Raw genomic sequence first — 13,843 nt, 5'->3', positions numbered from 1 at the left:
GCTTCTAGGTAAATTTGCTGATTCATCTAGAAGCAATTCCATAGGTGCCGTTCCCGGGGCGGGCTCCAGCGAAAAGCGGGGAAAAGCCGGGCATAAAATAAAAAAGGGGAGCGCCGCAGCGGCCCTCCCCTTCAGGTGCTCTCTGGAGAAGTCCTGACGTCAGCAACCGGCGCTGAGAGAGGTGCCGGTTACCGGAGGCAGGGAGACATTGATCCTTTCCAAAGGCCCGGGGTTCAGCGGGCGGTTCAGACGCTTGCGCAAGACCAGCGTTTTGTTCACGCTCCTCACTCCTTCAGGCCCTTCTCTGTCGAGCAAAGCCGTGGATGTCGCGGCGGTCAGCGTTAATCGCTTAATTTATACGATATTCAAAAAAAACGATTCGGCAAGAGCCCGCACGGGGAGGCGGTGTTTTTGGTTTTTGTCTCGCAAAATCATCCCGTTGTGCGGCTGATCGCAGCAGGAACACGCGGGCCGGACCCCTGTCAGAAAGATCAGGTCATTTGTAACAGTGTTCGACATTAGCCTTCTGCCTGCCCCGATGCGAAAACCGGCCGAAAAACAGAAATCCCGGAGAAGCCACAGAAGGCGCGCGGGCCGCACGGGGGCGGGGGAGGAAGAAACATGCCGGACCAGAAGGTGCCGTCCGCCTATCGCCATGTGATGAGTCCTTTGCAGGTGGGGCCTGTGGAGCTGCCCAATCGCGTCGTGCGCACGGGCCACGGCACAGGGCTTGGCGGCGGCACCATGAGCGACGCGCTCATCGCCTACCATGTGGAGCGGGCCAGGGGCGGCGTCGGCCTGACGATCCTGGAGGCGCTGGGCGTCGGCACCTCGGCCTATCCGTTTTTCGTCGCGGGCGCGCCGGGGCTGAAGGAGGGCTACCGCCGCCTGGTCGAGGCGGTCCGGCCCTATGGCATGAAGGTATTCCAGCAGATCGGCCACCTGGGCAACGAGATTCCCGAGCTGGATGGCTCGCCGCCGTGGTCGTCCTCGGACACGGTGGGCGCGCTTCTCGGGATTCAGGCGCGGCCGATGACGCTGGCCCAGATCGATGCGCTGGTCGATGCCTATGTAGCGGCCGCCCGCGATTGCGCGGAGGCCGGGCTGCACGGAATCGAGCTGCACATGGCCCACGGCTATCTGGTGCAGCAGTTCCTCTCGCCCCTCCACAACCACCGGACGGACGACTACGGCGGCTCTTTCGAGAACCGGGCGCGCCTTGCCTTCCGGCTGCTGGAGGCGGTGCGGGCGGTGCTGCCCGACACCATGGCGCTGGGCGTCCGCCTCGGCACCGAGCTGCTCCCGGGCGGATTCGGCCCCGCCGACGTGGCGCGGCTGGTCGCCGCCTTCGAGGAACGCGGGCTGATCGACTTCGTCAACCTCACCACCGGCACCGACTACAACCCGCACAAGATCATCGGCCCCATGTCCGAGCCCATGGGCTACGAGCTGCCCTATGCCCGGGAGACGCGGCGCATCACCCGCCTGCCCCTCCTGGTGACGGGCCGTATCCGCACGCTGGCGGAGGCCGAGCAGATCATCCGCAGCGGGGAGGCCGATCTGGTGGGCATGACCCGCGCCCACATCGCCGACCCCCATATCGTGCGCAAGACCCTGGAGGGCGACCCGGATGACGTGCGGCCCTGCATCGGCTGCAACCATGGCTGCATCGGCGGCCTGCTGACGCTGGGCCGGATCGGCTGCACCGTCAATCCGGCGGTCGGCCTGGAGGCCACCCTGTCGGAGGATCTGATCGAACCGGCGGCCGCTCCCAAATCCGTGCTGGTGGTGGGTGGCGGTCCGGCCGGGCTGGAGGCCGCCCGTATCGCCGCCAGGCGGGGGCACAGGGTCACCCTCGCCGAGGCCATGCCCCATGTGGGCGGCGGCGCCGTCGTGGCCGCCCTGGCGCCGCGCCGGACGGGCATCGGCGACATCGTCCACTGGCTGGAGCGGGAGGTGCGCCGTCTCGGCGTCGATGTCCGGCTGAACACCTACATCGAGGCGGAGGACGTGCACAGCCTGAACCCGGATGTGGTGATCGTTGCCACCGGGTCCCTGCCGCGCGTGGATGGCCGGCAGCACCTGCGGCCGGGCTTGCAGCCCACGGGCATGGACCTGCCCCATGTGGTCTCCAGCATCGACGTGCTGACGCAGGGGCGGGGCCGGAACTGGGGGCAGACAGCCCTCGTCTTCGACGACGCCGGCCATTACGAGGCGATCGCGGCGGCGGAATACCTGGTGGAGCTGGGCGTTCATGTGCACTTCGCCACCTCCCTTGCCAGCTTTGCGCCGAAGCTCGACCCCAGCCTCTCGGCCGAGCCCGCGTTGGAGCGGCTGGCGGCGAGCGGCCGGTTTGCCTTCTCTCCCTATGCCAGCCTGCTGGCGGTGGAGCCGGGCGAGGCCCGTCTCGCCTACCGCTACGGCGGAGAGTTCGCGGTGAAGGCCGATACGGTTGTCTGGGTGTCGCACAACAGGACCAACGACGCGCTGGCCGCCGCCCTGTCGGATTGGGCGGGCCAGGTGGTGGTGGTGGGCGATGCCCTCAGCCCCCGCTACCTGCAAACCGCCATCCGCGAGGGGCACATGGCCGCGCGGGCGCTGGCGTGAGGAAGCGGGCCTGAGGAAGCGGGCGTGAGGAAGGGAAGCGGCAAGTTTTCTGTTTACAGCGGCGGGGAGTCCGTATAGGGCCACACGCAGGTTGCGCCCGTAGCTCAGCTGGATAGAGCATCAGACTACGAATCTGAGGGTCGGACGTTCGAATCGTTCCGGGCGCGCCACCCTTCTTCCCCCTTCAACAGACGGAAATCCTTCGCAAACTCCCGCCTCGGGAGCAGGGCTTCGGCTGCCTGCCGCCCGTCTTTCGGGCTGTGGCGGCGCGAGAAAAAAAGCAGCCTGCCGACGGGCCGGCAGGCTGCAAGGGACGGGAAGATGGAGGATCGGCTGGCAACCGTGCCTAGATCAGCCCGGCGGCCCGCATCTGGGAGATCAGGCGGAAGGCGGCCGGATCGGCGAGCAGATTTGCCAGCGGGATCTGCGGTATGCCGCCGACGCCATAGGGCAGCTGCGGCAGCGGCATGTAGCCAACCGGCGGAATGCCGCTGAACTGCGCGCCCGGATAGGCGCCTGCGCCGTAGCTGCCCCGGTTGGCGAGCTGGCCCGGCATGTTGTCCAGGACGCCCGGAGCCCGGCGCGCGTCGCCCGTCTCATCCAGGCGGGCCTGCGGCGGTTGCAGGATCGGGGACGAGGCGGCCGTCGAGAGGCTGAGCAGCGGTTGCAGGGTCGGCAATCCCGCGCCGCCGCGCTGGATATCGGCCACCAGCGGCACCGCACTTGCCTTGATGAGCTGGTAGAGCGCCGCCACCCGTTCCGCCGAGCGGGCTTTGAGCGGTCCCTGGAACAGCGGGTGATGTGCCAGCAGGAGCGCGGCGAGGCCCGTGACGTGGGGCGTTGCCATGGAGGTGCCATCCCAGGCGGCATAGCCGCCGCCCGCCACGCAGGAGAGGATCGCCACCCCCGGCGCGGACACGTCGAGGGCCGGTCCGTAGCAGCTGAACTTGGCCGGGAAGATGCCGTTGTTCACCGGCAGGCCGGGGTCCAGCGTCTGGGCATGGTAGGAGTCCTCCGGGAATTCGCCGGTCTTGCCGATGGCTCCCACCGTCAGCACGCCCGGCAGGTTGCCGGGGAACTGCACCGGCCCGCCCGAGTTGCCCGCGGCCACGATGCAGGCGACGCCCTTGCTCTGGGCTTCCAGAATCTTCTGCGTGACCAGCTCCGACACCTCGTCGCTGCCGAGGCTGAGGTTGACCACGTCGATTCCGTGCTCGATGCACAGGTCCAGCGCCTCGATCAGCGCGCTGAAGCGCCCGCCGGGGAACACCTTGAGGGCATGGATCTCCGCCTCGGGCGCAAAGCCGCGGATGCCTGCCCCGTCGGGCCCGGGTGCCGCGCCGATGATGCCCGCGCAGTGGGTGCCATGGGAAATCTGGTCTCGGGTCCAGCCGTTGGTGTCGCCGTCCTCGGTGGTCAGGTCCATGCCCTGCCGCACGTGGCCGAGTTGCGGGTGGCTGTTGTCGCAACCGGAATCGATGATCGCCACCTTCACGCCGCGCCCGGTCATGCCCTTGGCCAGCTGGTCGAGGCCCATGAGCCGCTGCCCCCAGCCGACCATGCCGGTGGTCTCCAGATCCGGGTAGGTCTCGTCGAGCCGGCGCAGCGCGATGGTGTTGACGCCCTGCTCGCTGAGCGAGGGCCGGAGGATGAACTTCTCCCAGTAGTTCGCCTCCGGCTTCACGTAGATCGCCTGCACCGACTCCGGCCCGCCGCCCATGAGCGTGAGCGTGGCGACGCCGTTGTCATCGCTGGTGCATTGCGCCGGGAAGCCGCGCCCGTAGGCGCAGAGGCTGGCCTTGCCCACCGGCTCCCCGTCCGGCCCGACCACCCGCACCGACAGGCTGACCGAGGCGGTGGGGGAAAGGGGCGAGACCGCCGCCTCGACCGCCGAGCGGGTCAGCTCCAGGCTGGCGCCGTAGCCGAAGTGCTTCAGCAGCGCGTCGTGCTCGACGATCATGTGGGACGCGGCGGAGAGGCGCAGCTGCTCGCCCTTCTCCGGCTCCAGTTCGGCGACCACGATGCCGGGCGTGGTCACGGGCGCCCGCCCGGCCTCCGTGGCGAACATGCCAAGGTTCGGGGCGCGGGAGTGGATTTCCTTGACGATGTCCGCGCCGAGACTGCGCAGTTCGTCCTGGATCTGCTGGGTGCTCATCGGCTGGAAGCCGGCGGCCATGGGCTGCATCCCCGGAGGAAGGGGACGCTGGGCGATCAGATAGCGCCGCTTGCGCGGGCCGACGGGGCCGCGCTCGCCGCGCTCGCCGCGTTCGCCGTTGCTGAACTGGGATTGTTGCGCGGAGGCGCCGCGCGGGGAAGGCCCGGCGGATTGCTGGGGCGCGGCGGACTGCTCCTGCTGGGCGTTGCCCTGCCCGCTGCGGGGCTGGTCTTCCCGCCCGGCCTTTTTCTTGTGGCCTTCGGGATCTGGATTCTTCTGTTCCGGCATCATGACCTCCATGAAAAACGGGGAAAAAAGAAAGGCGTGAATGTCCGGCCCCGGGGACCGGCGGATGACGCGAAGGACGGCGACAGGAAGGATCAGAACTTGAGGTCCGGCTTGACCCTCGGGTCCGGCAGGGGACTGTCCTTCTCGATGACGAGACGGTCCGCGAACTCCCGCCGGAGCTGTTGGGCAAGGGGCGAGGGAAGCCAGGCTTTCAGAAGTCCGCGGGCCTCCGAGACCTGCGCCGAGGGCGACCGCTCGATGGCCTCCCGGCACCGCTGGAGGTCCTGCCGCTGGGCCTCGTCGCGGGCGTCGCGCGGGGCGATGATGTAGGGCTCCGCGTTTTCGTCCCGCAGTCCGCCGCCGGGGGCGGCGGCTCCGGTGTCGCTGCGGCGATCGTCAGACATATCCCTGCTCCTTGTGCGGACGGGCTCCCTGTGCGGAAGGGAACAGCCGGGACCCGGCTCGAACCGGGTCCCGGCCCCTCGGGTCAAAGCGCTGGCGGCCGCCCGTCAGCAGATGCCCGGCTGTTGGGCAAACTGGATGGGGTAGTAGCCGGCCGGGGTCGGCTGCTGGAACGGCTGCTGCATCTGCGGCGCGGCCTGGAACGGCAGGAAGCTGCCGAGCTGCCCGGCAAGTCCGCCGAGGGTCTGGCCCAGCCCCTGATTGCCGAAGGCGCCGCCGATCGCCCCGCCCACCGGCGCGCCGTACTGCTTGAGCAGGTCACCGAAGAAGCCCTGCGGCGCGAACTGCTGGCCCGCGAATGGCTGCTGATACGGCTGCTGGAACTGTTGCTGGAACGGCTGCTGGAAGGGCTGCTGCATCTGGGGCGCAGCCTGGAACGGCAGGAAGCTGCCGAGCTGCCCGGCAAGCCCGCCGAGGGTCTGGCCCAACCCCTGATTGCCGAAGGCGCTGCCGATCGTGCTGCCCACCGGCGCGCCGTACTGCTTGAGCAGGTCACCGAAGAATCCCTGCGGTGCGAACTGCTGCTGATACGGCTGCTGGAACTGTTGCTGGAAGGGCTGTTGGAACGGCTGCTGCATCTGGGGTGCGGACTGGAAGGGCAGGAGGTTGCCAAGCTGCCCGGCAAGGCCGCCGATGGTCTGGCCCAGCCCCTGATTGCCGAAGGCCCCGCCGATCGCCCCGCCGATGGGCGCGCCGACCTGCCGCAGCAGATTGCCGAAGAAGCCCTGCGGCGCGAACTGCTGCTGATACGGTTGTTGATACGGCTGCTGGAACTGTTGCTGGAAGGGCTGCTGGAACGGCTGCTGCATCTGGGGTGCGGACTGGAAGGGCAGGAGGTTGCCCAGCTGTCCGGCAAGGCCGCCGATGGTCTGGCCCAGCCCCTGATTGCCGAAGGCCCCACCGATCGCCCCGCCGATGGGCGCGCCGACCTGCCGCAGAAGATTGCCGAAGAAGCCCTGCGGCGCGAACTGCTGCTCATACGGCGTGGCGAATTGCGGCTGGTAGGGTTGCTGGAACTGTTGCTGGAACGGCTGCTGTATCTGGGGCGCGGCCTGGAACGGCAGAAGGCCGCCGAGCACGCCGCCCAGGGTGCTGCCGACGGTCTGGCCCGTGCCCTGATTGCCGAAGATCCCGCCGATGGCGCGGCCGGCGAGGCCGCCGAGGGTGCCGCCGAGGAAGCCGCCGCCCAGACCCTGCGGCGCGAATTGCCCCGCGCCGTCCAGAATGCCGTAGGGGTACTGGCCATAATAGGGGGCAGAACTTGCTGTCACGTCGATCATATTGACCTCTTTGTTGGTAAAATAAATTGAATGAATAAGGGTGTGAAAAGCGGGAAAAGGAACGCGACGGACGAAAGAAAAGTTCAGGATGGAGGAAGTGTACAGGTTGCGAACGCGACGAACAGGGCGGCTCTGTAATCTATATTAATTTATTATATTTATCTCGTGGGGCCGGTGATGGCCTCATTTATTTGAATCGGAACGTGTGGAGGTGATTTTATACTTGGGCAAAGGGACCTCTATCAATAATACGCTTCCGTCCCAAAGTGCCACAGGAACTCTCGGGAGACCCGTGGGAAACCCGCGGCCCTGCCTCCATCCGCCTCAACACCGGAGGGGAGATTTTGGTCCGGTTGTCCGGATATATTTCTACCATTTCGTTTGTATGACGCCGCTGGATGACGCGGCGCGGCCCGGGCGGCCGCCGCAAGCCGGGGCCTGCGCCCCGGGGCGTTTCTGGTCTGTCTCTGAAAGAGAGAGGGGGGTGGCGCGTGGCTACCGGACCCTGTGGGAGGAGGCGGAACCGGCAGCACTTCGGGGGGGAGACGCGCCGGGGCCTGTAATACGCCTCCAGATCGTTTCGAATACCCCTTAATTTGGCAACTCACAATTGGCGTAATGCGAACAAACGAGCCGGAGTTGCGGAAAACTGCGGGTTTTCGCGCAGATCAGCGGGCGGTGGCGGCCACGGCGGTGTTGCTGATGAACGGCACGAGGGCGTCGGGCGGCAGCGGCCGGCCGATGAGATAGCCCTGCACGGTCTCGCACTGGTGATGGCGCAGGATTTCCAGCTGGTCGCTGGTCTCCACCCCTTCGGCGGTGACGGCCAGCCCCAGGGACTGGGCCAGCTCCAGAATGGCCGCGATGATGGCGTCGCCGCCCTGGTCGTTGCCCAGATCCTGCACGAAGGAGCGGTCGATCTTCAGTTTGCTGACCGGCAGGTGCCGCAGCACCGCCAGCGAGGAATAGCCGGTGCCGAAGTCGTCGATCGCCACATGCACCCCGAGCGCGCGCAGGCGGCGCAGCCGGTCGCTGATCGCCTGGGGGTTCTGCATGATGAGGGACTCGGTGACCTCCAGCTCCAGGCAGTCCGCCGCGAGGCCGGTCTCGGTCAGCACCCGGTCCACCTCATCGACGAAGCTGTCGCTTTCCATCTGCCGGGGCGACACGTTGACGGCCATGCGCAGCTGCCGGCGCAGGGTGCTGTTCCAGGCGGCCGCCTGCGCGCAGGCCGTATGCAGGACGAAGCGGCCCAGTTCGCCGATCAGGTCCGTCGCCTCCGCCAGCGGGATGAAGACGGAGGGCGGCACCACGCCCAGCTTGGGGTGCGACCACCGCGCCAGTGCCTCGAAGCCCACCAGGCTGTGGTCGCTGGCCTTCACGATGGGCTGGTAGACGAGGGAAAGGCCGCCGTCCCGCAGCGCCGCGCGCAGCTCCTGCTCCATGAACGCCCGTTCGCGGAACGCCTCGTTCATGCCCGTCTCGTAGAAGCCGAGCGGCGCGCCGTCGCGGCGGGCGCGCACCATGGCCAGCTCGGCGTTGGAGATCAGCGTCTCGGCGTCGTCGCCGTCGTTCGGGGCGACGCTTGCCCCGAGGGCGATGCTGAGGGACAGGGTCTCGCCCCGCAGCTCGATCGGCACGTTCAGCGTCTGGACCAGCTCCTCCGCCAGCTCCTGCGCCGCCTCCAGACTCTCGATGCTGGAGATGGCGACGGCGAAGTCATCCCCGGCGAAGCGCGCCGCCAGGCTGGACGGCGGGCAGGCATCCTCCAGCCGGTGGCCCAGAATGGCCAGCACCTCGTCGCCCGCCTGCGTGCCGAGCATGCTGTTGATGTCCTGGAAGCGGTTGATGTCGAGCCGCGCCACCAGCAGCACGCTGTTCGAGGCCCGCCGCTGCTCGATCCGGCCCTCCAGCAGCCGCATGAACTGCGCCCGGTTGGGAAGGCCGGTGAGGGTGTCGTAATAGGTCAGCCGCTCGATGTGGCGGTCCATTTCCTTGGTGCGGGTGATGTCCGTGAGGACGCCGACCACCCGCATCGGCTGGCCCTGGTCGTCGGCCAGCAGGCGCCCGCGCGCCTCGAACCAGGCAGCCGAGCCGTCGTCCCGCACGATGCGGTACTGGCTGGAGTGCTCCACGTCCGGCTGCTGCATGCAGTTCTTCACCACATTGCCGAAGATGCTCCGGTCATCGGGGTGGATGCGCGCCGCCAGATCGGCCCAGGTGCCGATCGAGTCGGCCCGCGCGCCGATCAGGTCCGTCATGTCCGCGGACATGTGGAAGGTCCGGGTGGGGATGTGCCATTCCCACACGCCGCTGCGGGTCGCGGCGAGCGCAATGCTCAGGCGCTCCGAATTCTGCTGGGCGCGGGCCTGCTGGCTGAGCGTGCGCCGGGTGACCTGCCGCAGCAGCACATAAAGCAGCAGCGCGCTGACGATGATGAAGGCAAAGCCCTTGAGGGTCTGGATCTTGGCGAGCTGCACCGGATCGTCGGCCAACAGCTCGACAACCACGTCCGAGCCCAGAATCCACAAGGCGCTGCACACGCCGAAGGTGAGGCTCGCGATTCGGGGCATGCGGGTCAGGAATCCGGTGCCGCTGTCCTGGTCGTGGCGCAGAATGACGAGGGTTTCGGGGGTGGGGAGGAGCAACTGCATGTCCACCAGCCCTGCCCGGGACCGCTCGCCATCACCAGGGCGCAAGTCGTGTTGGCTACCAGATGCAACCGACATGCTGGATACTGAACTCCCGAATTTGCCGCGGAACCCCAGGGAACGCGCTATGAGGCCGTGCTCTTGTGCGGAACAACTTGCTACAATGCTGAATGCTAAGGTTACCTTAACATCTTCAGCAACAACAACCTTGCCAATCGGACAATCCAGCCCCGAAATTCCGGCTCCTCAACGAGCGGAACGGGTACTCAACTTTCTGAATATTAGGTATTTTCCCCGGCGTATCAATTTCAAATCGAAGGAATTAGCGCCGCAGCCGGGCGGCGGGCGGCGTCAGGCGGGGCCGTCCAGCGCCGCCACCGCCTCCCGATAGGCCGCCGCCGAGGGCGCGCTGAAGCAGACGAAGATCACCCGGTCGAGGGCGCCGGGGTGGGCGGCGAGCCAGTCGCGCGTCGCGCGGGCGGCGACGCGGGCCGCCGCGTCCGCCGGATAGCCGTAGACGCCGGTGGAGATGGCGGGAAAGGCGATGGTGCGCAGGCCGTGTTGCAAGGCGAGGTCCAGGCTGTTGCGGTAGCAGTTGGCCAGCAGCGCGGGCTCGCCCCGGTCGCCGCCGCGCCAGACCGGGCCGACGGTGTGGATCACATGGCGGGCGGGCAGGCGATAGCCTCCGGTGATGCGCGCCTCGCCCGTCGGGCAGCCGCCCAGCGTGCGGCATTCCGCCAGCAGCTCGGGTCCGGCGGCGCGGTGGATCGCCCCGTCCACCCCGCCGCCGCCCAGGAGGGATTCGTTGGCGGCGTTGACGATGGCATCGACCGCAAGGGTCGTGATGTCGCCGATGATGACCTCCAGACGATCTGACATGTTTCCTCCCTGTGCGGTTGCGGCTAATCTCATCGCTGCTTTTAACGGTCTGAAACGTTTCGATTAAACGTTTCAATTGCCGCCGAAGCGATGCTGAAGGACAGGCCAAGAGGCAGAAAGATCCGATCATGACTCGCCGATTGCCCGAGGATCAAAACTGGATTTCCACCACCCAATGGTCCCGCCGTCAGGCCCTTGGCGCGGCGGCTGCCGCCGGGTTCGCCGTGGCGGCCGGGCCGGTTGCGGCCACCGCCATCACCACCGACAGCGAGGGGCTGGACGCCGGCTGGGTGAAGGTGCCGGTGCACGACCGCGCCCTTCCTGCCTACCGGGCAAAGCCGGCGGGCGGCGGGCCGCGCCCGGTGATCCTCGTGGTGCAGGAGGTGTTCGGCCTCCACGCCTGGCTTCAGGACATCGTGCGCCGCTTCGCCAAGGCGGGCTACTACGCCATCGCGCCCGATCTCTACGTGCGGCAGGGTGACCCCACCAAGGTGACGGACATCCCGACGCTCATCCGCACCATCGTCTCGAAGGTGCCGGACGCGCAGGTGATGAGCGACCTCGACGCCACCCTCGCCTTCGCGGGCCGGGATGGCGGCAACGCGGACCTGCCCGGCGTCACCGGCTTCTGCTGGGGCGGGCGCATCGTCTGGCTCTACGCGGCGCACAACCCGAAGCTGAAGGCGGGCGTCGCCTGGTACGGCCGCCTGCTCGGCGATGCCAACAGCCTGCAACCCACCCATCCGGTGGATCTGGCGGGCCAGCTCAAGGCGCCGGTGCTCGGCCTCTACGGCGGGCAGGACCGGGGCATTCCGCTGGAGGATGTGGAGGCGATGCGCGTGGCGCTGGCCCAGGCCCATTCGCCCTCGCAGATCATCGTCTACCCGGAGGCGGACCACGGCTTCCTGGCGGACTACCGGCCCAGCTACCACCGCGAGGCGGCGGTCGAGGCATGGAAGGAAACCCTCAGCTGGTTCGGCAGGCATCTGCGATAGGGGCGATCCTTTCATCCATACCGGCCAGGGGCAGGGCTCGCTGGACGGCAAGGCGTTCGAGACCATCGGTTTTACCATCGACGGCCCCGGTCTTGCCGGTGTGGGCATGGCCCGGCGGCGCCGGCCCGCGCAGGGGCCGCTTCCGAAAGACGCTAGAACGCCCGCCCTTGCGCTTCGGCGTAGAGGCGGGCGTAGGCGCTGACCATCTTCTCCTGCGTGAACTCGGCCTCGACGCGCGCCCGGTTGGCGGCGCCGATGCGGGCGCGCAAGGTGCTGTCGTCCAGCAGGGTGGCGAGGGCGGCGGCGAAGGCGGCCTCATCCGGGGCGGGCACCACGAAGGGCGCGTTCTCTGGCGCGATGATCCGGGCGATGTCGCCCACGTCCGTGCAGACGGCGGGCAGGCGCGCGGCCATGGCCTCGACGAGGCTGATGGGGAACTGCTCGGTGTCCGACGAGATGGCGTACACATCGAACAGCCCGACGTAGCGGGCGGGGTCCTTGAGATAGCCGGGCATGACGAGCCGGCCGGCGATGCCGCAGGCGGCGGCCTCGGCCCGGATGGCCGCTTCCTCCGGCCCCTGCCCGCCGATGACAAGCCAGCAGTTCTCGCGGCCCCGCGCGGCGGCGGCGAAGGCGCGCACCAGCCGCGGCAGGTTCTTCACGTCGCGCAGGCCCGCCAGCGTTCCGACCACCCGGTCGCCCGGTTTTTTCACGAAGCCCGGAATGGCGTCGGGCGCGGGCGGGGTGTCGAAGGGGGCGATCTCGACGCCATTGGGGATGAAGCGCACGCGGGCGCGCGGCTGCCCCCACTGGTTCAGCGCCAGGCTTTCGATGCGGCGGGAGCAGGCGACCACCGCGTGCGCCCCCGGCAGGGCGAGGCGGCGGAAATGGTCGCGGCGGGGGAGGGTGGTGTGCGCCTCCTCCGGCCCGAAGCCGTCCTCATGATGCACGAGGGGGCGGCGGGCGAACAGCCGGTTGGCCATGGCCACCTCGATGGCACCCCAGTTGTAGGTGAGCACCAGATCGAACGGCCCCGACCGCAGGAAGCGGCCGATCTCCCACAGGCGCACCGGCAGCGGCGGCCCCTTGAAGCGGCAGGGGGCGTCCGGGAAGGTCACCGGCACCCCCGGCTCCAGCAGTTTTTGCGCGGCGGTCTGGCCCGGCAGGGTCGGCACCACCACATGCTCCACCCGGTCCCCGAAGGCGTTCATCAACCGGGCGGTGCGGGTTTCCGCCCCGCCCAGGTTGAAGGTGGGCATGATGTGGAGCCAGCGGGGCCGCGTCCGCATTCCGCCGTCAGTCCAGTGCGTAGACGAGGAACTTGAGGTACGCGGTCTGCGGCAGCAGCGGGTGGACCGGATGGTCCGGCCCGGCGGCGGCCGAATGGATCAGCCGCGCCGCGCGCCCGCCGGTGCGGATGCCCGCGCTGGTCGCCTCCTGGAACGCCTCCGCCGAGACGTGATGGCTGCACGAGGCGATGCACAGCAGGCCATCGGGCGCGACCCGCTGCACCGCCAGCCGCGCCAGCTTCTCGTACCCCTTCAGGGCGGAGGGGATGTCCTTGCGGCTCTTGGCGAAGGCGGGCGGGTCGGCCACCACCACGCCGTAGTGGCGGGTGTCGTTCTGGAGATGCTCGAACACGTCCGCCGCCACGGTGGTCACGCGGTCCGCAAGGCCGTTGGCCTCGGCGGCCCGGGCGGCGAGCTGGAGCGCGCCTTCCGAGCGGTCAACCGCCGTCACGCTGGCCGCGCCGCCCGAGGCCGCCGCCAGCGCGAACGCCCCGGCGTAGGTGTAGAGGTCGAGCACGTCCTGCCCCTTGGCGAGGCGGGAGACAAAGGCGCGGTTGAGGCGGTGGTCGAAGAACCAGCCGGTCTTCTGGCCGCCGGTCAGGTCGGCGAAGTAGGTGAGGCCGTTTTCCTCCAGCGGCACCGCGCCGTCGAGGGTGCCCACCGGCACCTCGTTCAGCGGCGGCAGGCCCTCCAGCACCCGGGCCGCGCCGCTGGAGACGAGCGCGATGGTGCGGGGCTTCAGCACCGCCTGCACGGCTTCGAGGATAAGGTCCCTGTGCGCGTCCATGCCCGCCGTGTTGGGCTGCACGACCACCGCGTCGCCGTAGCGGTCGATGACAAGGCCGGGCAGGAAGTCGCCCTCGCCGTGGACCAGCCGGTAGAACGGCCGCTCGAACAGCCGCTCGCGCAGCAGGAGCGCCTTCTCGATCCGCTCGCGGAAGAAGCGGGCGTCGATGGCGCGGCTGTGGTTGCGGGTGAGCAGGCGCGCCGCGATCAGCGAGTGCGGGTTGAAGTGGTAGAGGCCGAGCAGGCGGCCGTCCGGTTCGGCAAGGCGCACCACCGTGCCGGGCGCGATGGCGCGCACGTCCGCCGAGAACTGGATCTGGTTGGAGAACACCCAGGGCCGCCCGCGAACGCTTGCAGGCTTGATGTTGCGGGCGAGGAAGATTTTTGGTTCGTTTTCATCGGAAGTCATGGGGAGGACGTAGCCCTACCGGACAGGAGTTGCAATCCATCC

At 68.4% G+C, this 13,843-nt stretch carries 9 protein-coding genes and 1 tRNA gene; 3 read left to right on the top strand and 7 right to left on the bottom strand.

Going from position 1 to position 13,843, the window contains the following annotated elements; translation table 11 throughout:
- The first annotated feature begins 621 nt into the window (after nucleotides 1–621).
- Both ACSJJU_RS04265 and ACSJJU_RS04260 read left to right on the top strand, forming a co-directional pair.
- Nucleotides 622–2,607 carry an FAD-dependent oxidoreductase gene (locus ACSJJU_RS04265; RefSeq protein ID WP_435913951.1) on the top strand — a complete coding sequence of 662 codons (1,986 nt, stop codon included), beginning with the start codon at nucleotides 622–624 and terminating at the stop codon, nucleotides 2,605–2,607.
- Between the two features lie 93 nt (nucleotides 2,608–2,700).
- Nucleotides 2,701–2,777, top strand: a tRNA-Arg gene (locus tag ACSJJU_RS04260).
- 176 nt (nucleotides 2,778–2,953) lie between these two features.
- Here the strand turns inward: ACSJJU_RS04260 and ACSJJU_RS04255 are convergent.
- The 5 genes from ACSJJU_RS04255 to ACSJJU_RS04235 all read right to left on the bottom strand — a co-directional run bounded on the left by ACSJJU_RS04255 (nucleotide 2,954) and on the right by ACSJJU_RS04235 (nucleotide 10,322).
- The gene (locus ACSJJU_RS04255) at nucleotides 2,954–5,050 is read right to left on the bottom strand and encodes a S8 family serine peptidase (protein ID WP_435913950.1); all 2,097 of its coding nucleotides are present in this window, start codon (nucleotides 5,048–5,050) and stop codon (nucleotides 2,954–2,956) included.
- A 92-nt stretch (nucleotides 5,051–5,142) separates the two neighbouring features.
- On the bottom strand, nucleotides 5,143–5,454 hold the full coding sequence (locus ACSJJU_RS04250; protein WP_435913949.1) for a hypothetical protein: 312 nt from the start codon (nucleotides 5,452–5,454) through the stop codon (nucleotides 5,143–5,145).
- 105 nt (nucleotides 5,455–5,559) lie between these two features.
- Nucleotides 5,560–6,792, bottom strand: coding sequence for a hypothetical protein (locus ACSJJU_RS04245; RefSeq protein ID WP_435913948.1), 1,233 nt, complete (start codon nucleotides 6,790–6,792; stop codon nucleotides 5,560–5,562).
- A 668-nt stretch (nucleotides 6,793–7,460) separates the two neighbouring features.
- Nucleotides 7,461–9,446 carry a putative bifunctional diguanylate cyclase/phosphodiesterase gene (locus ACSJJU_RS04240; RefSeq protein ID WP_435913947.1) on the bottom strand — a complete coding sequence of 662 codons (1,986 nt, stop codon included), beginning with the start codon at nucleotides 9,444–9,446 and terminating at the stop codon, nucleotides 7,461–7,463.
- 348 nt (nucleotides 9,447–9,794) lie between these two features.
- On the bottom strand, nucleotides 9,795–10,322 hold the full coding sequence (locus ACSJJU_RS04235; RefSeq protein ID WP_435913946.1) for an O-acetyl-ADP-ribose deacetylase: 528 nt from the start codon (nucleotides 10,320–10,322) through the stop codon (nucleotides 9,795–9,797).
- A 128-nt stretch (nucleotides 10,323–10,450) separates the two neighbouring features.
- Between ACSJJU_RS04235 and ACSJJU_RS04230 the strand changes: the two genes are divergently transcribed.
- Complete coding sequence (locus ACSJJU_RS04230; protein ID WP_435913945.1) at nucleotides 10,451–11,317, top strand: dienelactone hydrolase family protein; 867 nt, start codon at nucleotides 10,451–10,453, stop codon at nucleotides 11,315–11,317.
- A 152-nt stretch (nucleotides 11,318–11,469) separates the two neighbouring features.
- Here ACSJJU_RS04230 and ACSJJU_RS04225 read toward each other — a convergent pair whose 3' ends face one another.
- Both ACSJJU_RS04225 and ACSJJU_RS04220 read right to left on the bottom strand, forming a co-directional pair.
- Nucleotides 11,470–12,606 carry a glycosyltransferase family 4 protein gene (locus ACSJJU_RS04225; protein ID WP_435913944.1) on the bottom strand — a complete coding sequence of 379 codons (1,137 nt, stop codon included), beginning with the start codon at nucleotides 12,604–12,606 and terminating at the stop codon, nucleotides 11,470–11,472.
- Nucleotides 12,607–12,613: 7 nt separating this feature from the next.
- A complete protein-coding gene (locus ACSJJU_RS04220; protein WP_435913943.1) occupies nucleotides 12,614–13,801 on the bottom strand; it encodes a class I SAM-dependent rRNA methyltransferase in 1,188 nt (395 codons plus the stop codon).
- Between the last annotated feature and the right edge of the window lie 42 nt (nucleotides 13,802–13,843).

The organism is Pedomonas sp. V897 (assembly GCF_051304405.1).
GTDB lineage: Bacteria > Pseudomonadota > Alphaproteobacteria > Sphingomonadales > Sphingomonadaceae > Pedomonas.
This window is presented reverse-complemented; position numbering and strand designations above follow the sequence as displayed.